General features: G+C 38.5%; 24 protein-coding genes. 3 read left to right on the top strand and 21 right to left on the bottom strand.

Going from position 1 to position 27000, the window contains the following annotated elements:
• Positions 1 to 13: 13 nt before the first annotated feature.
• The 21 genes from CCK98_RS29075 to CCK98_RS29175 all read right to left on the bottom strand — a co-directional run bounded on the left by CCK98_RS29075 (position 14) and on the right by CCK98_RS29175 (position 23996).
• Positions 14 to 892 carry a sugar phosphate isomerase/epimerase gene (locus tag CCK98_RS29075; protein WP_088089783.1) on the bottom strand — a complete coding sequence of 293 codons (879 nt, stop codon included), beginning with the start codon at positions 890 to 892 and terminating at the stop codon, positions 14 to 16.
• Positions 893 to 931: 39 nt separating this feature from the next.
• Positions 932 to 1765 carry a carbohydrate ABC transporter permease gene (locus CCK98_RS29080; RefSeq protein ID WP_088089784.1) on the bottom strand — a complete coding sequence of 278 codons (834 nt, stop codon included), beginning with the start codon at positions 1763 to 1765 and terminating at the stop codon, positions 932 to 934.
• A 16-nt stretch (positions 1766 to 1781) separates the two neighbouring features.
• Positions 1782 to 2747: a carbohydrate ABC transporter permease gene (locus CCK98_RS29085; protein WP_306298974.1), complete on the bottom strand. Its 966-nt coding sequence runs from the start codon at positions 2745 to 2747 to the stop codon at positions 1782 to 1784.
• 87 nt (positions 2748 to 2834) lie between these two features.
• Complete coding sequence (locus CCK98_RS29090) at positions 2835 to 4133, bottom strand: ABC transporter substrate-binding protein (protein WP_179195962.1); 1299 nt, start codon at positions 4131 to 4133, stop codon at positions 2835 to 2837.
• A 288-nt stretch (positions 4134 to 4421) separates the two neighbouring features.
• A complete protein-coding gene (locus tag CCK98_RS29095) occupies positions 4422 to 5573 on the bottom strand; it encodes a GntR family transcriptional regulator (protein WP_179195963.1) in 1152 nt (383 codons plus the stop codon).
• A 182-nt stretch (positions 5574 to 5755) separates the two neighbouring features.
• Positions 5756 to 5965, bottom strand: a complete 210-nt coding sequence (locus CCK98_RS35725; RefSeq protein WP_088089786.1) for a hypothetical protein — start codon at positions 5963 to 5965, stop codon at positions 5756 to 5758.
• Positions 5966 to 6057: 92 nt separating this feature from the next.
• Entirely contained in the window at positions 6058 to 6507 is a 450-nt protein-coding gene (locus CCK98_RS35730; RefSeq protein WP_088089787.1) for a hypothetical protein, read from the bottom strand.
• A gap of 80 nt (positions 6508 to 6587) precedes the next feature.
• A complete protein-coding gene (locus CCK98_RS29110; RefSeq protein WP_306298997.1) occupies positions 6588 to 7604 on the bottom strand; it encodes a Gfo/Idh/MocA family protein in 1017 nt (338 codons plus the stop codon).
• Positions 7605 to 7623: 19 nt separating this feature from the next.
• A complete protein-coding gene (locus CCK98_RS29115; RefSeq protein ID WP_088089789.1) occupies positions 7624 to 8709 on the bottom strand; it encodes a Gfo/Idh/MocA family protein in 1086 nt (361 codons plus the stop codon).
• Positions 8710 to 9163: 454 nt separating this feature from the next.
• A complete protein-coding gene (locus tag CCK98_RS29120) occupies positions 9164 to 10321 on the bottom strand; it encodes a substrate-binding domain-containing protein (protein ID WP_088089790.1) in 1158 nt (385 codons plus the stop codon).
• Positions 10322 to 10557: 236 nt separating this feature from the next.
• Positions 10558 to 11505, bottom strand: a complete 948-nt coding sequence (gene manA, locus CCK98_RS29125; RefSeq protein ID WP_306298998.1) for a mannose-6-phosphate isomerase, class I — start codon at positions 11503 to 11505, stop codon at positions 10558 to 10560.
• 20 nt (positions 11506 to 11525) lie between these two features.
• The gene (locus tag CCK98_RS29130; protein WP_088089791.1) at positions 11526 to 12392 is read right to left on the bottom strand and encodes an ROK family protein; all 867 of its coding nucleotides are present in this window, start codon (positions 12390 to 12392) and stop codon (positions 11526 to 11528) included.
• Positions 12393 to 12418: 26 nt separating this feature from the next.
• On the bottom strand, positions 12419 to 13648 hold the full coding sequence (locus tag CCK98_RS29135; protein WP_088089792.1) for an MFS transporter: 1230 nt from the start codon (positions 13646 to 13648) through the stop codon (positions 12419 to 12421).
• A gap of 53 nt (positions 13649 to 13701) precedes the next feature.
• Positions 13702 to 14694, bottom strand: a complete 993-nt coding sequence (locus CCK98_RS29140) for a zinc-dependent alcohol dehydrogenase family protein (RefSeq protein ID WP_088089793.1) — start codon at positions 14692 to 14694, stop codon at positions 13702 to 13704.
• On the bottom strand, positions 14691 to 17213 hold the full coding sequence (locus CCK98_RS29145) for a glycoside hydrolase family 2 protein (RefSeq protein ID WP_088089794.1): 2523 nt from the start codon (positions 17211 to 17213) through the stop codon (positions 14691 to 14693). The genes CCK98_RS29140 and CCK98_RS29145 overlap by 4 nt, the downstream gene beginning before the upstream one ends.
• 124 nt (positions 17214 to 17337) lie before the next feature.
• Positions 17338 to 18402: a glycoside hydrolase family 130 protein gene (locus tag CCK98_RS29150; RefSeq protein ID WP_088089795.1), complete on the bottom strand. Its 1065-nt coding sequence runs from the start codon at positions 18400 to 18402 to the stop codon at positions 17338 to 17340.
• Positions 18403 to 18433: 31 nt separating this feature from the next.
• Positions 18434 to 19378 (bottom strand): DUF1861 family protein, encoded by a 945-nt coding sequence (locus CCK98_RS29155; RefSeq protein WP_088089796.1) that lies wholly within the window; start codon positions 19376 to 19378, stop codon positions 18434 to 18436.
• Positions 19356 to 20960, bottom strand: coding sequence for an alpha-glucosidase (locus CCK98_RS29160; protein WP_256942594.1), 1605 nt, complete (start codon positions 20958 to 20960; stop codon positions 19356 to 19358). Before CCK98_RS29160 ends, CCK98_RS29155 begins: the two co-directional genes overlap by 23 nt.
• 24 nt (positions 20961 to 20984) lie before the next feature.
• Entirely contained in the window at positions 20985 to 21815 is an 831-nt protein-coding gene (locus CCK98_RS29165; RefSeq protein ID WP_088089797.1) for a carbohydrate ABC transporter permease, read from the bottom strand.
• Positions 21802 to 22680 (bottom strand): carbohydrate ABC transporter permease, encoded by an 879-nt coding sequence (locus tag CCK98_RS29170; RefSeq protein ID WP_088089798.1) that lies wholly within the window; start codon positions 22678 to 22680, stop codon positions 21802 to 21804. Before CCK98_RS29170 ends, CCK98_RS29165 begins: the two co-directional genes overlap by 14 nt.
• On the bottom strand, positions 22680 to 23996 hold the full coding sequence (locus CCK98_RS29175; protein WP_088090584.1) for an extracellular solute-binding protein: 1317 nt from the start codon (positions 23994 to 23996) through the stop codon (positions 22680 to 22682). Before CCK98_RS29175 ends, CCK98_RS29170 begins: the two co-directional genes overlap by 1 nt.
• Before the next feature lie 461 nt (positions 23997 to 24457).
• On the opposite strand from CCK98_RS29175, the gene CCK98_RS29180 reads away from it, so the two are divergent.
• From CCK98_RS29180 to CCK98_RS29190, 3 genes are read left to right on the top strand one after another with little or no spacing between them, the layout of a single operon-like run.
• Entirely contained in the window at positions 24458 to 25483 is a 1026-nt protein-coding gene (locus CCK98_RS29180; RefSeq protein WP_088089799.1) for a LacI family DNA-binding transcriptional regulator, read from the top strand.
• Between the two features lie 5 nt (positions 25484 to 25488).
• The gene (locus CCK98_RS29185) at positions 25489 to 26001 is read left to right on the top strand and encodes an AAA family ATPase (RefSeq protein WP_088089800.1); all 513 of its coding nucleotides are present in this window, start codon (positions 25489 to 25491) and stop codon (positions 25999 to 26001) included.
• A 27-nt stretch (positions 26002 to 26028) separates the two neighbouring features.
• Complete coding sequence (locus CCK98_RS29190) at positions 26029 to 26934, top strand: aminoglycoside phosphotransferase family protein (protein WP_088089801.1); 906 nt, start codon at positions 26029 to 26031, stop codon at positions 26932 to 26934.
• The last annotated feature ends 66 nt before the right edge of the window (positions 26935 to 27000 follow it).

Consider the following 27000-nt stretch of genomic DNA (forward strand, 5'->3'; position numbering starts at 1 on the left):
CTATACCATTGTATTATTTGAAATAAATTTCAAGATGTTCTTTTGCTTTTATGATCCCTTGACGTTCTGCCTCTAAAGAACCCCAATAGCGATGATCTTCTAGTTCAATGCTGATTGGACCAGTGTATCCAATTTTTTCTAAACGTACTGCAACTTTTCCCCAGTCTACATCGCCTTGTCCAGGAATTGTGTAACGCCATGAACCTTCTGAAAAATCATACCTAGAACCAAAAGTAGCCTGGATGACACCGCATTCATATAACTCATCATGTAAAATTTCAGTATCTTTCCCATGACAGTAATTGATTCTTTCTCCAAATTCACTCAAAACTCTTAAATGGTCGATACCTAGTCTAACTAAATGGGATGGATCATAATTAATCCCAAAATGTTTAGAAGGAATAACATTGAACATGGCTCTAAGCATTTCAGGTGTACAGCCTAACGTTGGATAATATGGTGCTGGTCCAGGCCATCCTTCTAATGCAATATAGATGTTCTGTTGTTCAGCATGCTTTACAATACTAGGAAACGTCTCTTTCCAAATCTCAAATGCATTCTGTCGTGGCATTGTAATATCATCTGGAACAAGACACATGAACATCACTTTACCACCAAGCTGAGAGACTTCGGTCATCTGATTATTAAGAGCCTCCACGGCCTCTGATCGACTATTTTCATTCACACTTAATAGTTTTGTTTGACCAACCGCACCCACACCATCTATGGAGCCGACTTCAAGTCCTTCCTTATCCAAAGCTATTTTAACTTCTTGGTTATAATATGGTACGTCTATTACGTCTAACCCAATACTAGAAGCCCAGCTTGCAACAGACTCTATTCCGCCTGCACCAATTTTTGGTGATATTCTCATACCTATTTTTTTATTCAAATTAAAAACCTCCCACTATTTTAGTTCATTACTAGAAATCTATTTAATCCCAGTAAATGTAATACCTCGAATAAATGTTTTTTGTAAAAAGAAGAAAAGGATAATAACAGGAAGGGTCATCATTGTTGAAACAGCCATCATGAGTCCCCATTCTGAGCCCTTTTGGCTTTGGAACTGCTGCAACCCTAGTGAAAGTGTATACTGTATTGAATCTGTTAAATAAAGTAATGGACCTAAAAAGTCTGTCCAGCTTGCCATAAACTGAAACAGGCCAACTGCTAAAACTGCAGGTTTTGCCAGCGGCAGCATAATCTGCCAATAAATTCTAAATTCTCCAGCCCCATCAATCTTTGCAGCTTCTCTTAAACTATCAGGTAATCCCATGAAAAATTGTCTTAATAGGAAGATGTAAAAAGGAACACCGAAAAATGCAGGAATGACTAATGGAAGTGGTGTTCCAACCATGCCTAATTTTTCAAACAATAAAAATAACGGGATCATTGTCACTTGACCTGGAATCATCATAACTCCAATCGTAATGATAAAAAGAATATTTCTACCAGGCCACTTGAGTTTAGCGAAGCTATAAGCAACAAGCGGGCATGAAACAACTGCCCCAACAGTACTTAAAATTGTAATGATCACTGTATTTTTTAAATAAGTGAAAAAAGGTATGTAGGACATAGCATCGATGTAATTGCTCCACTTAACTGGCTTTGGAATCCATTCTGGTGGAAATGTAAACACTTGTGTCAATGGCTTTAATGATGTGGATACCATCCAGATAAATGGAATCATAAAGATAAATGATGCGACAATTAGGACGATATGTGCTGAATAACGGGAAAATTTCTTTTTGATTGTTCCATCCATTGTTTCTACCTCCTTATTATTCTTGATAATGGACCCAACGTTTAGATGTAATAAATACGATTGCAGTTAATGCCATAATAATCACAAATAAAATCCAAGCAATTGCAGAGGCATAACCCATTTTAAAGAATTTAAAACCATTATCGTATAAATACATAACATAAAAAGTTAACGAATTTGCAGGTGTCCCCTGTCCTTGTGTTAACGTATATGGTAAAGTGAATTGCTGGAAAGCACCGATAATCCCCATTACAAGATTAAAAAAGATAACTGGTGTTAATAGAGGAAGAGTAATATGAATGGTTTTTTGAAACCAATTTGCTCCATCCACTTCTGCAGCGTCATAATAGTCTTCAGAGATATCACCAAGACCTGCCAGATAAATAACGACAGCCTGACCGATTCCCCATAATGACATCATAATGAGAGATGGTTTGGACCATGTTTCACTTCCGAGCCACGCTGGTCCATCAATTCCAATTGTATTTAGAAAGCCGTTTACAAGACCGAACCCAGGATTTAGCAGCCACATCCACAAAACGGCAAGTGCCACATGTGGAACAAGTGTTGGTAAGAAAAAAATCGTTCTATAAACAGCCATACCTTTCACTTTCATGTTTAACATCATTGCAAGTGCAACACCAAAGATGATACTTAAAGGTACATAGTAGACTGCAAAGTAAACCGTGTTATACACAGATTTCCAGAATAAAGTATCGTTCATTAATTCCGCATAATTTTTTAATCCGATAAATTCTCCTGGCTGAAGGATACTGTATGTTGTAAAGCTAAAATAAATGGAAGAGAATAATGGGATTGCATAAAAAACGATTAATCCGATAATCCATGGAGATGCAAATAAGAGTCCGTATTTGTATTTCCCCCAATTAGATACTTTCTTTTTGGGAACAATATTTAATTGATTGTCAGTCGGTGTTTTTGGAGACTTGATTCGTTCAACCAGTTGCGCATTACCTTTCACTTTAATCCTCCCCTTCCTTATAATTTAAGAGCAAGCGCCTTGATAAAAATAGAGGGAGGAGGAAAACAAAACCTCCTCCCTTTTTCGTCATTTTAGCTCTTTATTCACTTTGTCAGTGACCTTATCTAACAATTCTTTCGGTGTTCCATTTCCTCGTGTCGCATTTTCAACAGCACTTGCTAGTTCGTTCCAATACAATGACCCTTGTGTCATAACTGGTCTATGATGAGAAACAGGTAAAATATTGACAAATTCCTTTAAGATCGGATCATTTTTATATCCTAGTTCTTCATTTACAGAATCGATTACTGAGAAGTCTCGAGCAATTCCACTAAAGATTTTTTGCCCTTCTGCACCACTAAAGAACTCCATAAATTTCCATGCAGCTTCTTTATTTTTCGCACCCTTAGGCATAACAGTAGACCAACCACCTGACCATGTTGTATGATTCTCTCCAGTAGGAGTTGGCATTGGGAAAACACCATATTTCAAATCTGGTTTGAATTTTTTAATGGCAGAAACTTCCCATGGTCCACTTACTTTCATACTTAACTGTCCAGTTAAGAAAGGATCCATTGCACCTTCACCTTGAGAATCAGTGAATCCAGCGATGTCCTCGACGTTATACTTCTTTGCAAAATCTGCCATCCATTGTAGCGCCTCGATGTTCTTTGGATCATTTGCTGTCGCTGTTTTTGTTTCTGGATTATAGAAATCTCCTCCATATGCCCAGCCCCATCCGTAAAACCAACCCTGACCAAACCAAGGAATAAAGCCAATTCTCTTGAATTTTTTCCCATCTTTGATCGTTAATTTTTTAGATGCAGCTTCTAATTCTGCAATTGTTTTTGGTGGATTTTCTGGATCCAAGCCTGCTTCTTTGAACTGGTCTATATTGAAGTAAACAAGACGTGAATCAGTTGTTGTTGGCATTCCGTATAATTTTCCTTCGTAACTTGCTTCATCCCATGCAAACGGATAATATGTTTCTTTTTTAACTCCACTTCCTTCAGCTAAATCTGTCAAATCCTCTAATGAACCTTGTGCTGCCCAAGAGCCAATTTCAAATCGGTCAAAGTAAGCAACATCTGGTGGATTTCCTCCCGAAACTGCAGTTAGTAGTTTTTCATTTTTTCCTTCACCTTGATTTGCAGTGTAAACAGCCTTTATTTTGATGTCGGGATTCTTTTTCTCAAAGGCCTTTACGACAGCATCAACTGCTTCCCCAGTAACATCTGTCATAGGATGCCAAAACGTAACGGTTGTTTGATCTCCATTTGCTTTTTCTGAAGTACTCGATTTTGATGAGCATCCAGTGAGAAACATAGATAATGTTAAAACGAAAACAAATGCTAGTAATCCAATCCTTTTATTGTTTTGCTTCATCTTAATCCCCCTACTTTTTTTATAGAATGCTGTTTAATAAAAAGACTCCTTTCCCTTAACTGTTATGTAAATTCATCGATGTACCAAAAATAAAGCGTTTTCATTGTTGGATAAAAAAAAATAAACATTAGAGCTAATATATCATTATTGATAACATCTATTGATTGTTATCTTTAAATGATATATCAATAGATTACTAACATATATTATATATGTCAATATGATTTTTGAATTTTCGGAATAAAAAAAAAAAAAAAAAAAAACAACCCAATACAGAGGGATGTTTCATCATGTTTTTAATTTATTTTTGACTTTTGTCGATTTTCCCTCGACAAACGTGAAATCTATCATTGTTTGCTCTAGGAATTTCTCGCCTTTTAAGCGCTTCATTAATAATTGAACTGCCTTGCTTCCCATCTCATGCTCGTGTTGACGGATATGTGTAAAGGTGGCTTGATCTAAATGATTCTCTGGATAATCAAAACATACAAGCGAATAATCTTCAGGAACTTTTTTACCTAGATCATTTATTACCTTATTCAATAAGAGAGCCAAAGTATATTCACAAACAATAAAGGCCGTAATATCATGATTTTCATGAATAAAACGTTTAATAGTTTGATAATCGGTATTCATTAAATCGCTTGATTTATCACTATAGAATTTTTGCGGGAGGCTACAATTAAGATTAGTTAATAGGAAGTCCGGGTTTAATTTGATTCCCTGTTTTGAATATGCTTGGTTAAACCCTCGAACTCTTTCCTCGATCGTTGAAGTACCATTTGGAGAAGGGGATAAAAAGGCGACATCCTTATGACCTAAAGAAAACAAATAATTAGTTAACATTTCACTTGCTGATCGATTATCTGTACAAACTGAGCTTGCTGGAATACCTTTTAAGTAACGATCTATTAAAACTAAAGGGAAATCAGTTAAAACTAACTTTATCAATTCAACATTGTAGTGTTCCCCATGTACAGGAAAAATAATGAGACCGTCTACTCCATTGTTTACAAGATTTTTTATTGCGTTCTCTTCTTCCTTGATCTGACCACCTGTACGCCTGATAATCAAGTTGCAATTATTTTGTAAACACTTTTCCTCAATTGTTTTAACGATATTTAATCCAAAGGCATCATCAAAGTCAGGTATTATTAATCCCACCAATTTACTATCTGTGAAATTTAGCCTAGAGGAATGAGTTGACATTTCCATTTTCTCTGATTGAAGCTCCGCTACGAAAGAACCTTTCCCCCTTATCCGCTCAATAATTTTGTTTTGCGCAAGTATGTCTAACGCCTTTTTTGACGTAATTCTACTTACATTAAATTCTTCAGCCAAGTCTTTTTCAGATGGAACTCGATCGCCTTGCTTTAGAAGACCTTGTTGGATCTGATTAATGATCGAGACATATATTTTTTCGTATAATGGAGTATTCATTATTTTTTTCACCTTTTTAGTATATTTGTTATATTTATAATACATTATATAACATCTTTATACCTATTAATACAAGAAATTACCTTATTCTCACTAGTTATAAAGTTCTATACATTAAAAAAGCCCGTAATTTTATATACTCATTTTAATTGCTGATACATTGACTTGAAGTAGATGTCATTTTACACTCCCCTCTTATTTATTATTTCATTTAGTTTATTTACATTAATAGCCAGACTTTCATATGGATCACGATCAAACTCTTCTTGCTCAACTGTAAACCACTCTATATTAAATTGAGTTCCTGTTTTAATCAATGTTTCAAAATCCAATTGACCATTGCCAATTTCCGTTCCCATCTTATTACCATTTACAATCTTCAAATCTTTCATATGCAATGACACAACACGGTCTTTATATTTTTCAATGATGACAAAAGGATCCTGGTTAGCAAAGGCTGCCCAATAGCAATCAAGTTCAATTTTTACGTGTTCTGGATTAGTATTTTCAAAAAGTAGATCAAATCCTGTTTTTTCTCCAAATCTTTCAAACTCAAAATCATGGTTGTGATAACCAAACTGAAAGCCAGAGCTATATGATTCAATGTTTCAGCCGCCTTCATATAATCATCTTCTGACAATCTCATTTCTATTGGAAGAGCCGGACATATAAGTAAATTGTTATCAAGTGTGTGATGATAGTTAATCGTTTTTAATAATTCCTCACCTAAGAGTTGATTGATTCCCACATGCGCACCAGCGGTTTTCATTCCATTTGCGTCCATTAACTGTTTCACTTCTTGAGCAGGTGTTTGAAAAAAACCTGCAAATTGAATGGCTCCATATCCAAGGTCAGCGACTTTTTGGACCGTTCCCAAAAAGTCCTTTTCGGCATCTTTCCATACTGAAAACAATTGCAGGCCAATAATACTCAAAAATATCCCTCCTAAATTTCTTTGAATAAGAGCGGCTTTGTTTAACATCACCGTTCAAATTTTATGGGGTTGATTTCGAATTAAACTTCTACACTCTCAGTAGTTAATTCAGCTATTTCAATTCTTCGACCTTGTTCATTTGATAAACTAGCAGCTTGATTTATGATTGTTAAGTTAAGAAAATCATTTTCATCAAGGGTTGGTTTAGCATTTACAAGAATGTCAGATACCCATTGATTAAGCGGCATTGATAATGTCTCAGGTAATTGATCAGGAACATTCCAACCTTCTCCTAATTGTTTGCTTTTCAAGCGAATATTTTGATCCTCAATTAGCAAAGTCCCCTCTGTTCCATATAACTCAAGTTGAAAAGGAGAGCCATTCGATAGAAAACCAGTTTCAAGTGTCCCAAGAACACCTGATTCATATTCAACAATGACAACTGCATTATCATCTACGTCATGTCCTAACGTTTTTTGTAATCTTGCTGTCACAGCCTTTGCAGATCCCGCTAAACGATTGGTTAAATAAATCGGGTGTGCGCCGAGGTCAATTAAGGCACCGCCGCCACACTCCTCTTTATTAAAAAAGTGATTTGGCAGCCATCCATTTGGATTTCCTTCAAAAGGCACAGCACCATTATGTGCAAGTCGACAACGAATGGAAGTAAGTTTTCCAAGCAATCCTTTATCAAGTACATCTTGTGCATACAAATAATAATTTTCCGTTAGTCGAGGTAAAGAGACCATTAACTTAACTTCGTTTTCCTTTATAACAGTAAAAATTTCTTCACAATCCCGAACTGTAAACGCTAACACTTTTTCTGTGAAAATATGTTTTTTATGTTTAGCAGCAAGTGTAATAATTTCCTTATGAAGATTTGTAGGAGTATCTACAATTACAGCATCTATTTCGGGATCCTCTAACACCTTTATTAAATCATTTTCAAAAGGGACTCCAAGTTCTTTGGCCCACTTATTTCCGCGTTCAGCAATTTCATCCCAAACTACTTTAATCGTTATGTTTTCATTGTTCTTCGCTTGACGAGCATAATCATCCGCATGTACATGCCATTTACTTAACAAGGCGACGTTCATCAAAGAATAACCTCCTTTATTATATTTTCGGAATTTCGATATCGACTTCTCGTCCTAATTCAGATGAGCGGAAAACACCGTCAATAATCGCTTGATTGATTAAAATTTGTTCTCCTGGAATCGGAGCAGGATTTCCTTGTTTTATTGCAACAATAAAATCACGTACCTTTTCATAGAAAATATTAATTTGATGTGCTTTTACTGGAATGGTGCTGTCAATGTGATGTCCGAGAACATCGTGGAACATTGTAATGGAACCGATTCCTCCATCCCAGACCCCACTCCACGGCCCGCTTCCAGAAGGTGTTATTTTCAAACCAGCATCTGTTCCAAGAAAGATCGTTGGACCGAGTGAGTCCATATGCATCGCCCATGATATTTTGAAATTAAGAACTTTCCCACCTTCCAAACGAACTAATGCTACACCAAAATCTTCCACCTCAAACTTATCTGCTTCTCGATGATATTTCGGATTTGTTCCAAAATATTTCGACGTGTATGCCGAAACAGTCAGTGGTTTCGGGTAACCAAGCGTGTTAAGCGCCAAATCAAGCGAGTAGCAGCCGATATCTGCCATTGCCCCTGCCCCTGACAAGCTTTTGTTGATAAACGTACCGCCCGGCATCCCTCTTCTTCTTCCGCCGCCGGTTTGAACATAATACACATCACCTAACTGACCTGATTGAACAATTTCCTTAACGGCTTGCATGTTGGGATCATATCTCGGTTGAAAACCAACGGACAGGATTTTATCTGTTTTCTTGGCCGCCTGAACCATTTCAACCGCTTGTTCAAGTGTTACTGCCATTGGCTTCTCCACAAGGACGTGCTTATCTGCAAAAAGTGAGTCAATACTTGTACGGTGATGTGCGACATTTGGTGTACATATGCTAACCCCGTCTAAATCCAGTTCTAAAAGATGTTGATGATTGACAAATGCTTTTGCATTTTGAATATTTAAGTTTTGAATGAATTGCTCCGCCTTACCGGGAATGACATCAGCAACCGCGACGATTTCCACCTCCGGCATTTGTAAATAAGCTCGTGCATGGGCAGCTGCAATTCCACCACTGCCAATAATTCCTACTTTAATCGCTTCTAACAATTTTTAGCCTCCATTTCTTTTATTTAAGATGTTGTTTATTTAACAGTTGCTAAAGCATCACAATTGTTTCATTAAATTTCCAGGATAAATAGTTTGTGATATCAAACAAAAAAGAGGTATGTCCACCAACATGCTCCCCTGCAAATACACCATTCGCATAAACTTTTGTGATATAAACTACTACATCATGAAAACCTTCAAGTTATAAATAAAACGCTTTCAAAAAATACGAATTACATCGTTATAATAACTTAGTTCCCCCTTATCAAATTAAGTTAAACAAATATATCAGGTAAATAAATGATATATTTAATATATTATATTTCTCGATAACATATGTCAATTAAATAACTGAATACTCAAAAAAATTCTGTTTGCAAATCAAAAAAGCATGCTAGCCTTAGAAAAAAGGACGCAAGCTCATTTAACTTTATATTTATATAGGTACTACTATTTACTTGTACTGAATTGAACTAGTCGAGGCTCCTTTAACGAGATCGAATTTAATATAGATATGTTGCGGGACACTTTCTCCATTTAATTTAGCTAATAATAAATCGACTGCTTTTTCAGCCATGATTTCCTCATTTTGCTTGATATAAGTAAACTTCGGCTCCAAGTTAGTATATGGATTATCAAAACACACAACGGAATAATCCTCTGGTATTTTCTTGCCCAATTCCTTTAGAATTACTGAAAGTAGTAGTACTAGATCATATTCACAAACGACAAATGCGGTTAATTCAGGATGCTGCAAAATGAATCTTTTAATTTTATCAAGATCTTCTTCCTTTATTTGCTTTAACTGTTCGCTATGAACATTCAAAGGAAGACTACTCATTAAATTAGTCAGCATATAATCAGGGTTTAATTTCAGTCCTTGACGTGAAAATGCGATATGAAACCCGTTAATCCTTTCCTCTATCGCAGAGATTCCTTCTGGTGGAGGAGAAATAATAGCAATCTTCTCGTGTCCTAAGGAAATCAAATAATCTGTAAGTTGTTGGCTAGCAAGAGTATTGTCTGTACTTACCGAACTTGCAGGTATCCCTTTCAAAAAACGATCCGCTAAAACAAACGGAAAATCATTTAGAACTATTTTCAAAAGAGCATTGTTATAGTGTTCACCGTTTACAGGAATCATGATTAAACCATCCACTCCAAGTTGAAGCATCGAAGTGATTGTCTTCTCTTCTTCTTCAATTAATCCATAAGTTCGTTTAATTAATAAGTGAATATTTAGTTTTGAACAAACTTTTTCCACTGTTTTCACAAAATTCAATCCAAAATATTCAGAAAAATCAGGAAGTACCAGCCCTACTAACCGCATTTCGTCCTCTTCGCTTGTGGGGATAAATACATCTTTTAAATTATGATTCAGTTCATCTGGAACAGGAGGTACAGTCGTAACAAAAGACCCCTTCCCCCTAATTCGTTCAATTACCTTCTTTTCAGCTAAAATGTCTAAAGCTTTCTTTGACGTAATACGACTTACATTAAATTTTTCAGCTAATTCCTTTTCAGATGGTACACGATTTCCTTTATTTAAGTCGCCGTCCTGGATCTTTTCTAATATATACGTATATATTTTTTCGTATAAGGGAATATTCACGTAATCATCGCCTTGTAATATAGTTGTTATATAAAATATAACAACTATTGTACATTATTACAAACACAAAATTAGGAAAAAACAGAATACAAGACAAAATAGGCTACCTCACACCAAAAAAATTTGGATTGAAGGTTGCCTAAATGGTGTTCTAAATGGGTCTCATTTCGGTAGGTAAACCCAGACCTTTACGCTTTAATATTCACATTTCACCATTTCAATTCATAATTTACTACTTATGGATGAGATACAATTAACTCACAATCCCCGTCTACTTCAAATTCTCGTATTCCCACGGGAATGATGAAATGTGTTCCTTTTGTTAGAGTATATGTCTCACCATTGTGAACAAGTGTCCCCTCACCCTTGATCACACTTAGAAGCAAATACCGATCATCAAATGAAAAAGCAGCTTGCCCATTAACATCCCATTTGTAAACGGAGAAAAACTCAGACTCCACAAACGTGGTGATGGTTACATTTCCCCGCTCTTCAACTTTAGGAGTAACCCCAGCATCTTGATGAGGCACAGTTGTCACATCAATCGCCTTTTCTAAATGAAGATCGCGCAAATTCCCTTCCGCATCTCGACGGTCGTAATCATACACTCGGTAGGTTGTGTCCGAGCTTTGCTGCGTTTCTAAAACTAGCGTTCCTTCACATAAAGCATGGATGGTTCCGCTTGGAACGTAGAAAAAGTCGCCTGGCTTGATTTTGACTCTGCGTAGCAGCTCGTTCCATTTCCCATCATTAATTCGCTCGACGAATTCTTCTTTTGTTTTCGCATTATGGCCGAAGATCATGTCGGCGCCTTCTTTACAATCGAGGATATACCAGCATTCGGTTTTACCAAGATCCCCATTTTCATGAACCTTCGCATAAGAATCCTCAGGATGGACCTGAACGGATAAATCCATGTTCGCATCCAATATTTTCGTTAAAAGCGGAAAAACCTCTTCCTTCGGGTTTCCAAAAAGCTCGGGATGTTTCCCCCATAGCAAGTCCAATGACATTCCAGCATACGGTCCATTCTCAATAATCGAAGGTCCATTCGGATGAGCGGAAATTGCCCAGCATTCCCCTGTTTGATTATTTGGAATCTCGTACCAAAATTCAGTTTGTAAGGCGGTCCCGCCCCAAATTCGCTCTTTAAAAACTGGTCTTAAAAATAATGGTTGCACTATTATTACCTCCAAAAGTATCTTTAATTTTCCTCTTGAAATGCTTGATGAGCAAGCATGAGCGATCCTGTAATACCCGCATTGTCACCTAAACCAGGACCGACAATATATTCAGTAAGATCCGGCAAAGCCACATACTCATTAATAAATTCCTTTAAATACTTATAAACGGAAGTAAACACCTGTTTTTGATTCATAACTCCCCCGCCTAGGATGATTTTTTTCGGCGAGAGAATCAATACATATTGCATCAGGGCTTGGGCAATATAGTAGCCTTCTAGGTCCCAAACTTCCATTCGATCAACAAGTTGATCTCCTTTTGCTCCCCACCGCTCTTCAATGGCAGGACCAGCCGCTAGACCTTCTAAGCAATCGTGGTGATAGGGGCACTTCCCTTGAAACTCGTCATTTGGATGTCGTCTCACAAGAATATGCCCCATTTCAGGGTGTGAAAGTCCTTGAAGAAGCTTCCCTTGCACAATCGCCCCTGCTCCAATACCGGTACCAACTGTTATGTACAAGCAGCTGTCCAATCCTTTAGCGGCGCCAAAGGTTGCCTCGCCCAATGCGGCAGCATTAACATCGGTATTGAATCCAATTGGAACAGAAAAAGCGTCTTTTAATGCTTGCACAAAAGGATAATCTTTCCAAGGTGTTTTAGGAGTTGATGTAATATATCCGTAAGTAGCACTTTCCCGATTCACATCAATTGGACCGAACGAACCCACACCAATTGCTTTTAAAGGATATTGCTTGAAAAATTCAATCACCTTTGGCATCGTTTCTGCTGGTACTGTGGTTGGAATCTGAATACGGTCTACGATATAACCCTTTTCATCGCCCACAGCACAAACAAACTTTGTTCCGCCTGCTTCTATTGCACCCAACATACATAAATTCCTCCAAATAAGAATTTCTACATTTCATTAATACTAAGCACAGATCCCTTTTTTGATTTTCTCCAAATAACATATAGGAATGGAATCATGATGACATAAATAATCGGAAAAAGACTAAACGAGACAGGTAAAAGCAGGTCAAAATCAAAGTATTTTCTCATCGCTAAAAACAAAAATACTCCGATGATTCTTCCAACACCGAGTGGAATTTCTCGGATAATGATATAGTCCAAGCGCTTTTCCTTGTACTCGGGGTCCTTCTCAATTGCTTCATAAATCATGGCACTCATCGAGGTGGTAATCATATTTTGTGCTAATGGCGAGACGATTCCAAAAATAATCAATGAAATAAGGACAGGAAGGACGGATAACAAAACAGAACTCAAAAATATACTTACCGAACCGATCGCATAAATGGCGAGACGATATTTCGGATTAGAGAACTTAGCGAGCAGATAGAATGTAACGATGGCAACAAGCTCAGCAGCCATATTATAAACTCCTAAACTTAATTCTCCACCAGCTACTTTGAAGGTAATCATCGTAATCAAAAAGGTCCCGTACACGCCTGATACAATCCCATCAGCAAACATTACCTTATACATCTTCTTCCATTCCTGTGATGGATTCTTGATGACATCCCAAAAATAACTTTTTGCTGTAATCGGGTGTCCCTTCACTTTTAGAGAAGTTAAAAAGGAAATAAAAAAGAATACACAGGTTCCAATAAAAACGACATAATAACCCAGCATCCCTTCTAATTGCGAGATGATGATCCCTGACAAAACTGGGCCGATTACACCACCAATGGTAAATAGAATTCCTTGTACATATAAAAATTGATCTCGATTATCATTGGTTGTTAAGTCTAATACGGCCAAATGCATGCCGACATAATACAAGCTCATTGCCAATCCAGTTGAAAATCCTAACAACATGATATGATCACTTAATGTGTCATGAAAAATGAGCATAATTAAATAGGTAATCAGATAAAAGACAAATCCTAAACGCATCGTAATCATCGGACTCGTTTTCCTTGCGAGCCAGCCACAAAGTCCAAAACAAAAGATGATCGCGATCGACCAATACAAACTATAATAAGCTAGCAGTGAAAAGGTTTTATCCAGTTTCCATAAGAAAACACTTTGAAAAACACCTGACAAAACCCCGCCAAAGGAAAATAAGGCATTCATCAGTAAATAGAACTTTAATTCCGTAGAAAAAGACTTAAAAATTTGAAACATTCTTTGTACTCCTTATCAGGAGAGTCGGTCTCAAAGGCCGACAACTCCTGCACCTAGTGGTTAATAATCGCTTTTGATACTTTAAGAATAGGAAAGTTTGCCATTGCTTCTGGCAACTCTTCCACAGTGAAACGATGAGAAATCAGCGACTCGACATCCACCACTTTTTTTGCAATAAGTGAAATAGCTTCTTCATGGGTAAATGGGTTCACGAACGAACCCTTAATGGTAAGTTCTTTTGAAAAAATTTCAAATGGCGATACAGAAATAACAGTTTCTGGCGCTGCCACACCAAAAAGTAACACTTGGCCGCCTTTGGCAGCGGATTTAACCGCCAATTCCATACTATCCGCTCTGCCCACACATTCAATCACAACATCTGCTTCTAGTTTTGAAGCATTCATTGGATGCACCACGTCATCAGCACCCAGTTTATAAAGAAGCTCTCTTTTGTTCTCCGCAGGTTCACTCACAATGATAGAATCAACATTTTGCTGTTTCACCAATTGCAAAAACAATTGTCCTATAAAACCGCCGCCAATTATGAGTACCTTACTTAAGGAAGACAACTGAACCTTCCTAAAACCATGTAAAACACAGCCTAAAGGTTCGACTAGGGCAGCCTCTTCAAAAGTCATCTGGTCTGGGAGCTTGTAACAATTAGCATCAGGAACAACACAGTACTCGCCCATACCACCATCTCTTGTTACCCCTACTGCCTGAAGTTGGTTACATAAATGTGCCCGGTTGCTGCGGCAATATTCACATGTACCGCAATAGATGTTCGGATCAATCGAAACTCGATTCCCTTTTTGGAGGGTTGATACTTCTGCACCTACTTCCACTACTTCCCCTGCCAATTCATGACCGAGAACAATTGGCGGCTGGACTTCAGCTGAACCTGGATGACCATGATAAATATGCTGATCCGTTCCGCAAATTCCACAGCTCTTCACCTTAACAATGACCTCTTTTGGTGATGGTGAACGATAGTTCCAATCCATTACCTCTATTTGCTTTGTTCCTTTCAAAACCGCCGCTTTCATTCGAATACCTCCGCTGTTTTCACACTATTAATGGCCTTCACTCTCAACGTCTCCCAAGGAATGCTTTTCCCCTCAGCCTGTCCGACCTTTATCGTTCTGCTCTCATTTGGCAGTAAATCAAAGAAATTATCCTCGATTACAAGCTGCTCGATATCCATTTCAATCGTTACCATTCGCGCGAGTAGATTGGTTGAAATGGTCAATTCATTTCTCGCTTGGTCAATGGAAACGGTTAGTTCCGACTTTCCAAATCTCAAGTCCTTTTGATCGCGGAAATAATAGAAGTTTTCCTCGGTTTTATTACTTTTTGAACGGATCACGATTGCAGCCTCTTCTGGCTGCAATCCACTAAGTGCATCCTGTTCTAAAACAACGTCCACTTGCTGCGAAACATTGGCAGGCACCGAAACTGTCCATTTTTTTGAGAAAACCTTTTCGCCATTCATTTGATATATAGCAAGTTCTATTTCATCCTGATAAGCTACTAACCGGTCATTTACAACCCAAACCTTCAGCTCCTTTCCAGGCTCATGATCAATTGTTAACAGAACCGGACTATAGAACTTTCTTGCATAATGATAGGAAGCCTTAGGCAATAAATAATAGTCGATTACTGACCAGCTTGTACCCGGCCAGCAGTCATTTAACTGCCAAAATAACGCACCGCTTGTATGTGGTTTATTGCGCCTGTAATGTTCGATTCCAAACTTTAAACCTTCTGCTTGCGTTAACATCGAATAGGCAATGTATTCATCTAAATCCTTGGGAGCTCCTGTATATCCTTCCATTAGCAAAATTCCTTTTGGATGATGGATATCTTTATTCCGGTAAGCCATTTCTTCGCTTCCCCAGTAAAATTGATCCTTCGGGATATTTCGTTCTAATGTATAGCGATTGGAAGACGCATGCATGCCAAATTCACTTGCAAAGAGTGTGGTATCATTTTTAAAATTTTTAAATGACAGCCCTTCGACACTGTAATTCACCGTTTGTGGCTCACCAAACGTCCTCGGCTCAATATTCCCGTGCCAAACTTGCCAATTATGCGTGTCGCCCTGTTCTCTTGAATTATGATCATTCCCACCAAATGGCGAACTTGGCCAAAATAGACGTGTTGGATCGAGTTCTTCAAGTAATTCCGGCATTAATTCATGATAGATTTTTTCGCCGTAAAAAGGATGAGTGATTTCACCTGATGAATACAACGCTTCATAGAGCCAATCGTTCTCATTGTTTCCACACCAAAGTGCCAAGCAAGGATGATTACGGAGCCGTTTGACGACATGAATGATTTCCTCTTTGACGTTCGCCATAAAGTTCTTATTGTAATCAGGATACAGCGCACAGGAAAACATGAAATCCTGCCAGACTAAAATGCCAAGCCGATTACACTCGTCATAAAAAACATCTTTTTCATAGATGCCGCCGCCCCAGACGCGAAGCATATTCATATTTGCATCTTTGGACATCTTGATTAAGTGCTTGTAACGGGAATCTGGAACTGCTCCGATAAAGCTATCGATTGGAATCCAATTGGCGCCTTTCGCAAATACCTTTTCACCATTTAAAACAAAGGTAAAGCTATGATTTCCGTTTTCGTCTTTTCGTTGGACTTCGATGGTTCTAATCCCAAAGACTTCTTGTTTTTCATCCACTTTCACACCATCCGCAAGCAGTTCAACCTTTAGTTGATAAAGATGAGGCGTGCCAATATCATGTGTCCACCAAAGCTTTGGATTTTCCACTTCCAATACAACGGTTGCTTGTTTGCGGTCTACTTTTCCTTTAGTTGAGTAACTTTCTGCCCCATCGAAAAGGGTAACATCGACCACACAATCTTTATCTTTTCTAAATGAAGCTATATCCACTTCGACCTCAATAATTGCTTTGTCAGGAGAAATTGATTTCGTTTTAGCAAATATCGAGTCTATTTTGGAAAAAGTTCTCTTCTCTAAATGAACTTCCTTCCAAATCCCAGCAGCCACTAAGCGCGGACCCCAGTCCCAGCCATAATGGCTTTGTGCTTTCCTCGTCCAGATTCGTTTCTTGCTAAATCCTGACCAATAATACTGAACCTTGTCTTTCACGTGGACATGGACTGGATCAAATTTTACCGCCAAAACATTTTTCCCTCGCTTAAGCTCACGAGCAACCTCGAAGCTGTGACTGATATACATATTCTCCGTTGAACCAAGCTCTACACCATTTAAATAAACGGTAGCAAATGTGTCCAAACCTTCAAAAATCAACTCATAGCGGTGGTCTTTACTAATTTCATCATTGAACTCAAAAGTATTACGATACCACCACACCTTTTCCTCCACCCACTGACATTTTAAATCATTGTGTCCGTAAAAAGGATCTTCAATTAACTTTCGGTCAATCAATGTTGAATGAACATCACCAGGTACTGATGCTGTCATCCAGAAGTAATCAATATATTCAGGAGCAGCGACCTCAAGATCACGTGCAGCTCTTACATCAAAATGTTTTATTTTCCAGTTATCATTTATTTTCATATTACGTCACCTGCCATTGTAAAAATGCTTACGATATATCAGTTTTACTCGAAGCTTATATAAGGTTAAAACATAGTAAAAAGGCCAAAATCAGTCTCGCGATTTTGGCACTTATTTTTTCAAATTATAGATAGGTCAATGAATCTAAGATTTCTTTTAAGCTTAATTCAGCACAAGCCATTGATGTATCAGCAACGCCGTAGAACATTTTAACTACATCACCTTCAACGACAGCTCCACATGAAAAGACTACATTTCCAAAGAAACCTTCTACCTCATAATCTGCTTCAGGTTCTAGAATCGGTTGATTTGAACGAGCAATGACCTTCGCTGGATTTTCTAAATCCAGTAATACTGCTCCCATACAATAGCGGTGATCATCAGTTGCACCATGATAAAGCTCCAGCCAGCCTTTTTCCGTTTTAAACGGAACTGCTCCTCCGCCCATACGTGCGCTATCCCACATGCCTTCCCGCAAACCGAGTAAATGCTTGTGATTACCCCAATGCAGGAGGTTCGTTGATTCAGCAATCCACATTTCTGGTTCCCCTACACTTTTCGGAACAGGTCGGTGGATCGCATAATATTTTCCATTAATTTTTTCAGGGAAAATTAACACATCTTTATTTTCCGGTGCAAAAATCATTCCATGATGTTCAATTGTTACGAAGTCCTTTGTGGAAACCATCGATTCTCCCACACCTACAGGTGAAACAGCACTAAAATAGATGTAATAGGTATCTTCAATTTTAGTAATCCTCGGATCCTCGATCCCAAATGTTTCTAACTCATTAGTTGGGTAAACTAACGGATTCTCATCAATCGTGAAATGATGACCACCATCTTTGCTTCTTGCAATTCGTAAGTATGCGATAGATGTTAAATAGTCCCATGAATGTTTATCCCCGCTTTTCCGAATCACACGTGGATCAGAGAAATCATAAGTCGGATCATCTAAACGGAACTCTATAATTTCAAGTTCGTTTGTTGTTGGATTATAAATAGGTGCTTTCACAATATTAGCGTCTTCACTGATTGGGCGCTCTGCTACACGAAGAAGCATAATAATTTCATCGTTATAGGTGGCAATCCCTGCATTAAATGCACCAATAACTTCAAAATCAGCTCGATGTGGTTTCACATCTGCTGGAGTGACTAATGGGTTCTCTTCATATCTATATACATTCATATTATTTACTCCCTCTATAGTTTTATCTGATTTATTGCTCGTATTGTAAAAACGGATCGACGATGGTAATTTTTTGAGCTTCAGCATCACTAATTCCAGCATAAACATCAGCCGTACCATCTTGTTTTCGAACTAACCCGCCGCTAAACACGACATCCACTAAGTCTGGGCGCTTCGTTGGACCAGGAAGGAACTGACTTCTTGTTGCGATTAGCTCCATGTCGGAGAATACGCTCGTTTCCGGGTCAAGCGCAAACACCATTGGGTAATAATGGCGGTTTCCTTCATCATCAAAGTAGGCAACATGTCCCAATACTCCAACAAGACCATTTGATAAAAGGTGCGGCTCGTTCGCTCCGCCCCATTCTTCATCAATGAACTGCCCTTGTAGTAACGGTGCTTCGTTAACCACATCAATCGTCAATTCTTCTAATGAAGAAAATCGAGTCCAGCCAATTTTTCCTCTTCCGCCTTTTTCACCCTGAGGTCTCGTTAATACCCCTATGCTGCCATCCTTTAGCTCTACTAATCGAAGGTCCTTCATCCCGTCTGGACCTTTTGCAAATTCTTGTAAGCTTGCAATCGATTGACCTTTATAAAAAACAGTTCTCCAGCCAAGTTGTCCTTCATTGGTTGGATGAGGGAAAATTTGAACGCCCCCCAATACTAGCTCTCCAGCTATTCGAGTAAAGAAAGGATCTTGTAACTCAAGAACGGGTGCCTTTTCTCTTGGAACCCATTCACCGTTTCTCTCGACAAAGAAGTATACATTGGAATGTTCACTGTCACGTGACTCCACTCGTCCGGCAATCACAAGCTCCCCTTCATCTTCAAACGGTGCGCTAATATTATAGACATCATTTTCACCAATGCCTGAGAATACAATTTTTTCAGGATTAGTTGGTTGTGTTTTCGAAGTATATTCCTCTAAAAGCTGTTCACAAGTTTGAGCATTACCTTTCCTTAACAAGACCATTTCCTATTTCCCCCTTTAGGATCATTGCTTCATTCGCTAAAATTCTTATAACGTTTTCACGATCCAACCTCGTTCGTTTTGTCGAAAGTAACAACTTCATATCAGCTGCTACATCTAGCGTTTTTGGTTGATTAGTGAAATTCAAAACTATTAATATATTTTCAAATGAATCCGTTCTGACGAAATAGATCATTCCATCTTCATTCCGTAAAAATTCATAATCTCCGCACTTTAGAGATGAATGTTCCTTTCGCAGTTTCAACAAACTTTTATAAAAAGAAAACATCGATTCCGGATCATTTATCTGGTCTTCAACAGTAACTTTGTATGCATCCTCTGGAACCGTAATCCACGGTATACCCTCTGAAAAGCCAACATTCGCTTGTGAATTCCATTGCATCGGGGTACGTGACTTATCGCGTGATTTTTCATTCGCAACAACTAGGGCTTCCTCATTTGACTTACCTGCTTGTAATGCGAGTTTATAGCCCATGATCCCTTGAACATCCTTCATTTTCGATATATCGTCTGTAATACAATCTCTCATTCCAATTTCATCGCCGAAATAAATGAACGGAACACCTCTCGCTGTAAGCATCAAAGCAGCAATTAGTTTGGCCCGGTCCTCATCACCGCCAAATCGTGAAATATGTCGGGGCATATCATGACTTGAAAAGAACAAAGTTGGAATTTGAGTGGAATCATAAGCTTTCTCAGTTCCAACTAATTGCTGATAGAGCTTATCCACATCAAAATTTTCCATGCTTCCGATATTAAAATTAAAGACAACATCTAATTTGTTAAGACCAGAGTATTGCTTAAGAATATCCAGTTCCTCGGAACCAACCTCACCAACGAGAAATTTATCCGGATACTGATGTACAAACTCGGCAATTTCCTCAATAACTGCTAAAATACCTTCCTGATCCTTATCATATAAATGGATTTGTTCCTCATCATATGGATTGTCAATAAACGAATCATTTACCTTTAAGAAGTTGATGACATCTAGCCGAAAACCATCGATTCCCTTTTCAAGCCAAAACTTCATCACATCAAACATGGCATGTTTCACTTCAGGATTGGACCAATTTAGATCGACCTGTTCCTTCGCAAAAGCATGATAATAATATTGATTCGTCCCAGCATCGTATTCCCAAGCCGGACCGCCAAAGAAAGACACCCAATTATTCGGCATATCTCTCCAAATATACCAATCACGTTTCGGATGCTCCTTTGATGACTTTGATTCTTGGAACCATTGATGATCAGAAGAAGTGTGATTGAGTACTAAATCTGCAATTACCTTGATACCACGTTGATGTGCTTCTTGTATAAACGTTTCAAAATCCGCCATCGTTCCATAATCCGGATCGATTCCATAGTAATCAGAAATGTCATAGCCATTATCGACTTTAGGTGATGGATAAAAGGGAGTGAGCCACAATCCATCAATCCCTAATTCCTTTAAATAGTCGAGTTTTGAAGTGATTCCAGCAAAGTCGCCGATTCCATCACCATTTCCATCTTTAAAGCTGGGCATGTAGATTTCATAAAATGTCGATTGTTTCCACCATTTCACCATTGTGTAAGAACTCCAATTCTATTACTTAAGTGTAAACTGCATACCTTCTTGGAACTTTTTCGCGAATAGTAAGAAGATAATAATAATAGGAAGAGTTAACAGAACTGATGCTGCGTACATCGGGCCTGGATAGCCGCCGTATGGACCGAACATTTGTGATAAAAGGACGTTCAGCGTGAGCATATTATCGCTCTTAGCCACTAACATATCCCATAACAACTCCGTCCATCTTTCCATAAACAAGAATAAGAAGATAACAGTCGTAATCGATTTCGACATTGGCAGTACGACTTTAAACATAATTTGCAATTCACTCGCACCATCTAATTTCGCCGCTTCAATAAATGTATCTGGAATCGCCTTAAAGAAGTTCGTATACATAAACACTGCCCACAAACTCATCGCTTTCGGCAAAATCATTCCCCAATAAGAGTCATACATTCCGAGTCGTTGAATCACAAGGAACGTCGGAATTAACAAAATAATCGCTGGGAAAAACATTTGAAATAAAATAACGTTATTAACTGTGTCTCTTCCTTTAAAGGGCATTTTCGCTAATGCATAAGCAACCATTACCCCAGTTACCATCATTAAAAAGGTTGAAGCACCCGATACAATAAAACTGTTTATAAACGCATTAAGCCATGGCCTCGGGATGACCGCTTCTCCTCCACCGAGCAGCCATTGATACGATTTCAAGCTGTACTCTGTTGGAATTAGCTTCTTATCTACTTGGTCCCAATCAGCAAAAGAATTTAGTACCATATAAATATACGGAAAGATCATAATCAGTAAGAGAACAACGGCAATTAGGTAACGAAACCATAATCCATTTTTCTTAGCTCCACCCATTTCGTTTCCCCCACATTTCTAAGAGTTTTCGAATGATTAAAATTGAAACAAACGTTACTACCGAAGCGATAATTGCAATCGCTGAAGCATAGCCTGCTTGAAGATTTGAGAACGCTCTTGTAAAAATCTCCATTTGCCATGTATTGGTTGCAAAATTTGGTCCACCGCCTGTTAATTGGTAAACCTCTGTGAAAATACCAAACGTAACACCGATTGATAAAATTAATACGGTGAATAAAGCAGGGTAAAGGAGCGGGAAAGTAATTTTCCAGAAACGCTGCCAAGGAGTTACCCCATCAATCATCGCCGCTTCGTATACTTCCTTACTAATGCTCTCAAAACCTGACGTTAAAATAAGGGCGTAGTACCCGGTGAATTTCCAAGCGATAATCATTGCAACCACAAAGAGTGCTGCAAACGGACTTCCAAGCCAATTAATATCTAATCCAAGGGAGTCTCGCAAGAATTCATTTACCGGACTGTTGTACGATAAAATCCCTTTAACGATAAATGATGATACAACCCCAGATGCTAAATAAGGCAGGAAAAAACCAATTAAAAATAGCCCTTTAAATTTAGGTAATCCTTGAACGATTAAGGCCACGATAATCGAAGATGCAACAACTAATGGTACAAATAAAGCCATAAATTTAAAGCTTACAAAAAATGCACTTTGGACACCCGGGCTCTTAAAGGCCTCCATGTAATTTTCCAATCCAACAAAACTAAAAGTTGGTGCAATTAAATTCCAATCGGTAAAGGATAAAAACAGTGACCACCCCAGTGGGATTAGAAAGAAAACGACCGCATATATAAGATAAGGACTGGCAAATAGCCAGCCCATCCTTCCTTGCTTAGTGCTCATTATTTAAGAGCCCCCTCAATTGCTTCTTGCATGTCCTTCCAGGCAGTTTTCGGATCTTTCTCACCTTTGACCACTGGATTAAAAGCATGTTGACCAATTAATGTTTGGATATCATTGTATTTCGCATTATCCATTGGAGGGACACCATTTGGAACGGCAGCTGCATATGGTTGTAATGCTGGGTTTTTGTCAAAGAACGCTTTAAACGCATCATTTGATGTTAAATCATCACGAGCAGGTGGTAAGCTTGTCTTTTCAAGCCATTTCGCATCATTTTTAGGGTTCGAATATACCCACTTAATGAATTCCATCGCTGCTTTTTGTTCTTCTTTTGTTGCAGAAGCGTAAACAACTAGACCTTTTGTATCAGCAAACGTTTTAACATTGGCAGTATCCATACCATCTGGTACAGGTGGTGCTGCTAAAGTATAAGTTTCGTTGAATTTCATATCCGGGAATTTTTCTGCCCAGTAAGGAATAGTCCAAGGACCAACATCGACGAAGATTCCTAAACCACTTTCAAACGGATCTTTTGACTGTCTTGTTAATAATGCATCTGCTTTACGTAGATCATCCATTAAGCCAAGTACCTGTTCGCCAGCTTTTTTATCAGCAGTGAATTTCGTTCCTTCAACAAACTTGTTACCGTTTGATGCAGCATCATACAACATGAAGAAGTCGAACCATCTTTTCCAAGCTGTTGGGTCGGCAAGGTCTGCTTTTGCCCATAGATATTTCTTTGGATATTTTTGCTTTAATTTCTTCGCCACATCTAACATTTCGCTATATGTTTTTGGCGGCTCGTTATAGCCAAGTTCTTTTAAAATGTCCAATCTCCAGCCAAATAACATCGCATTGGAGTAAATTGGTAATACGTATTGGTGGCCGTCCGCAAATTCCCAACTTTTCATCGTATTTTCCATATTACGATTTTTCTTTACTTCATCCCAGCCATCTAACTCATCTAATGGAACAAGTGCTTTACTGTCAGATAATTGGGCGGCAAAACCACGATTAATATTTTCAGACATAGTCGGTGCACTTTTACCAGCGATTGCAGATTGAATACTTGCTTCAGATGTTGGGCTTTCCTTCATCGGACTAACATTAACTTTGATTTTAGGATTTTCCTTTGTAAACTCTGCTGCTACTTCCTTCCAATACACTTGTTGTGTTGGGTTTGGCGCAGCCCAGAATTCGATCGTCGTTACTCCATCTTTTTTTCCTGTTTCTTGCTCTTTGTTACCTGTAGAGCAGGCAGCAAGACCAGAAACAGTAAGAGAAGCTGCAAATAAGATTGATGCTACTTTTTTCATTTTCATCTTCTATTCCTCCAATGACTAATATCTAATCCAATCTCTTATAAAAGTAGTAATTCCCTAATCAATTAGTAAACAATACAAATTATTACGTTGGTTCCAATGGCGTCATTTCCTCATCTGACAGCGCTACCAATAGCTTTCAAAAAAAAGTATACTATTTGTAATCCAAGTCAAAAATTATGGTATTAACCGAAACCCCTCATTTCTCAACATGCAATAATATAATTACAAAACAAAAAATAATTATTTAGTAACGTTATTAATCACCTTACAAATGCAATTATTGCACCTTATTTTCATAATGTCAACTATTAATCATGTTATAAAGTGAAAATGAATAACATAAAATGATTGTCATAAACACTACTATTGTAAATTTCCACTTGTAACGTTACAATGTAATTACAAACAATTACAATTAATTATTATGATATACATTAAGGGAGAACAAAGAAATGGAAAAAAAAGTGACCATGCAGGATATAGCGGATCGGTTAAATATCTCGAAAAACTCCGTTTCCCAAGCATTATCTGGAAAGCCGGGAGTTAGCGAAGAAACCCGAAGGCTTGTACAAAATACTGCGGATGAACTAGGTTATTCCTATTCTAATAGTAGGAATCAAAATCAAGTTGAAAAAAAGACACTAAAAAACATCGCTCTAATTGCTTCTGATTATGCTTTTTCCCTCAAAAGCTTTTTTGGTGAAATTTACTTAAGTATTGAAAAAGAACTGCGAGCACGTGGGATGAATTTATTTATTGAACCAATTGATAGCATTTCAATCGATAATTTAACGCTTCCTTCTTTATTTACAAATCATGAAATTGATGGAGTTATAATCTTATCTCATATTAGTACAGACTACACCGCGAAAATTATTAGTACTGGTATCCCTACGGTTTTAATAGATCATCACGAACCTTCCTTACAGTCCGATTCGATTCTGACAAACAATCGCTTTGGAGCATTTACGGCTGTCGAGCATCTCATTCAACTTGGACATCAGGACATAGCCTTTGTCGGTGACGTTGATATTTCTCCAAGCTATCAAGAGAGATTAGAAGGATACTTACTTGCTTTAAGAAGATATAGGATACAACCTAAGGAAGTATTCATGTTTACAAACGCACAGGAAAATTTAAATGAAATCAATTTATTCATCGATAACCTTGTTGACCAGCCTTCCGCATGGTTTTGCGTGAACGATGGCCACGGATTTCTAGTGACATCCGTTTTACAGCAAAGAGGCTTCAAGGTACCTGAAGATGTCTCTGTATGCAGTTTTGACAATGGACAATTATCACAAATTGCCACTCCTGGGATTACGACAATGGATATCGATTTATATTATTATGGTAAAAAGGCAGTCGAACGGCTTTGTTGGAGAATGGAAAACAAAGATGAACCGATCCAGGAGATCCTGTTACCTACCAAATTAATCATAAGAGAGTCCACTGCTCAGAAAAAACAGTCGGAGTGATTCACATGAAAACCATTTATATTATTTCTGGACCTTGCGGAGTGGGTAAATCCACTCTTGCAAAAGAACTAGCAAGAACAGTAAAGAAAAGTACCCTTATTAAAGGCGATGACTTCCTCTCTATGTATGAGGAAGACTCAGCACCGCCTTGGGAAGAAAATTTAGCAATCATGTGGAAAAATATGCTTTCAGTAACGCAAACATTGATTCAACATGATTACAACGTGATTATCGATATAGTAGTGGAAGATGAATTAGAGTGGTTCTGTAAGCATTTCGCTTATCTGAATCTGAAGATTAAGTATGTAGTTTTGCGAGCTGATGAAAATATTTTAATAGAACGTTTGAATAAACGGGGTGATCAATTTTTAATTGACCGATCCTTATTTTTGCTAAATCAACTTGAAAGTTCACCAGCAAATACGAAACATCTCCACGACACCACTGATAAAAAACCGGCTGAAGTATTAAAGGATATTATGAATTCTTCTAATTTTGATTTAGATATTTCAAAATAGTATAGCATTTTCAAAAGGAGGTCCTTCATGACCAATTCAAATAGTGCACCAGAAATCAACCTATCTCTCGTGAAACGGTTGATTTCCGGACAATTTCCGCAATGGGCAAACCTTCACCTTGAGCCGTTCAATTCCACCGGGACGGAAAATGCCATCTATCGACTCGGTGAGGATATGTTCGTACGATTACCCCGTGGTGATTGGGCCATCCAGCAGGTGGAGAAGGAGCAACGGTGGCTGCCGATCCTTGCACCGCACCTGCCGCTTACCATCCCAACACCGCTCGCGTTTGGAATGCCCGGAGAGGGTTATCCATGGCGCTGGTCCGTGTATCGATGGATCAAGGGTGAGAATGCGATTATGGGGCACATTGACAATCCATACCAAGCGGCGACCGAACTGGCTCAATTCGTTACCGCCCTGCAGCGGATCAATCCCGAAGGCGGTCCGCCCCCAGGGCATCACAACTTTGGACGCGGCCTGCCACTGGCAATGCGAGACGAAGGTGTCCGCGAAGCAATGGCAAATCTGCACAACACGATTGATACCGAAGCAGCAACCCTAGCGTGGGAAGCAGCTCTCCGGACACCAGTGTGGGACGGACCGCCCGTCTGGATCCATGGAGATCTTCTTGCCGGGAATCTGCTTGTCGAACAAGGGCGACTCAGTGCCGTCATTGACTTCGGGGGCCTTGGTGTGGGAGATCCTGCAAATGACTGGATGTTCGCGTGGAATTTGCTTTCCGTCGAAGGCCGGGAAATGTTGCACGCAGCGCATTCAGTTGATGACGCAACCTGGGCACGAGGGCGCGGCTGGGCATTGTCAGTAGGACTGACTGCCCTTCCTTACTACCAAAGCAGCAACCCCGTGTTCGCCGGTGTCGCCCGCCGCTTAATTGATGAAGTTCTCGCCGATTACAAGAAAGGCTTATGATTTGAAGTTACTTTACTGTAAAGTTTTTGCTTTTTATAAAAGACAATAATGGGGATTCACGGTAAT

Origin of the sequence: Bacillus sp. OV166 (assembly GCF_900177675.1) — a bacterium.
GTDB lineage: Bacteria > Bacillota > Bacilli > Bacillales > Cytobacillaceae > Neobacillus.